Raw genomic sequence first — 1,568 nt, forward strand, 5'->3', positions numbered from 1 at the left:
GTTGCAGGCGGGCGGAAAAAGAATCCGTCCTGTTTTTGTCTTATTAGCAGGAAAATTTGGAGATTACGACATAGAGCGGATGAAAGCCGTCGCAGTCTCTTTAGAGCTTATACATACAGCTTCCCTCGTTCACGATGATGTGATTGATGAAGCAGAGCTTCGACGTGGGGAACCTACAATTAAATCACGCTGGGACAACAGGATCGCGATGTACACAGGAGACTATATTTTCGCGCGGTCTCTTGAGAATCTATCAGCATTAGAAAATCCAAGAGCCCACCAAATCTTAGCTAAAACGATGGTTGAGTTATGTTTGGGTGAAATCGAGCAAATCCGTGATAAGTACAATCTCGACCAAAACCTGCGCACCTATCTTCGACGCATCAAGCGTAAAACGGCTTTGCTGATTGCGGCTAGTTGTCGATTAGGAGCCATAGCAGCGAATGTAGATAAAGAAGAAGAAATCGCTTTATATCAGTATGGCTACTACGTAGGTATGTCTTATCAGATTATTGACGATGTATTGGACTTTACAGCATCTGAGCAGGAGCTGGGCAAGCCGGCAGGCGGTGACTTACTGCAAGGGAACATTACGCTGCCAGCGCTTTACTCCATGGAGGAAGAAAGCTTCAAGAAACAGCTTGAAGCGTTATTTGCCAGTGGAGAGGCTGTAACTCCAGCAGATCTGCAACCAGTGATTCAGCAAATCAAGAGCAATGGCTCTATAGAAAAATCGCTGGAGATCAGTGAAAGATACCTAGCAAAAGCCTACGATTCTCTTGGAAAACTTCCGGCTGGTCGAGCGAAGCAGACATTAAAAGGAATTGCTAAATATATTGGTAAAAGAAGGACCTGACTCTATTGCCTTCCATCGCTTAATTTGATAGACTCTTTATGGCACTTATTAAAAGCGCTTTCAATTCTAATACATAAAATGAGGTGTATGACATGGAAAAGACTTTTTTGATGGTTAAGCCTGATGGAGTACAACGCAATTTGATTGGTGAGATTGTTTCACGATTTGAAAAAAAGGGATTCAAGCTGGTGGGTGCTAAGTTAATGGATATTCCTGAGTCGCTTGCTGAAAAGCATTACGGTGAACATAAAGAAAAGCCGTTTTTTGGAGAACTCGTAGAATTCATTACTTCCGGTCCTGTATTCGCGATGGTATGGGAAGGGGAAGAAGTAATAGCCACGGCACGCCAGATGATGGGGACGACAAAGCCCGCAGAAGCGGCTCCTGGAACCATTCGTGGGGACTTCGGTGTCACTGTAGGTAAAAATGTCATTCATGGTTCAGATTCACCAGAAAGCGCAGAGAAGGAAATTAACCTTTTCTTTGATCAAAATGAGCAAGCCGATTATACAAAAGATAATTTAAGCTGGGTTTATTAATCCAATGGAAAAACCGCCTATCTAACAGGCGGTTTTTTCATTGGAATATAAGAAAAGTGCAATTACCTGAATAGTAAGCTTCTTTTGTTATTCCACTAAAGCACCCGATTGTTGAAGACTCAGTTTCCAGACATTCGTGTGAGTTTGGGGCTGCGGGAAAAGGTTCGCTTTCC

2 protein-coding genes are annotated in these 1,568 nt (G+C 43.1%); both read left to right on the plus strand.

The genetic code is table 11. From position 1 onward, the window contains the following. Window positions 1-856: heptaprenyl diphosphate synthase component II (gene hepT, locus LD39_RS14970; RefSeq protein ID WP_035548873.1), on the plus strand; the 856-nt coding region annotated here is incomplete at its 5' end. A 92-nt stretch (window positions 857-948) separates the two neighbouring features. After that, window positions 949-1,395 (plus strand): nucleoside-diphosphate kinase, encoded by a 447-nt coding sequence (gene ndk / locus LD39_RS14975; protein WP_035548876.1) that lies wholly within the window; start codon window positions 949-951, stop codon window positions 1,393-1,395. Window positions 1,396-1,568: the final 173 nt, after the last annotated feature.

Origin of the sequence: Halobacillus sp. BBL2006 (genome assembly GCF_000786645.1) — a bacterium.
Classification (GTDB): Bacteria; Bacillota; Bacilli; order Bacillales; family Halobacillaceae; genus Halobacillus.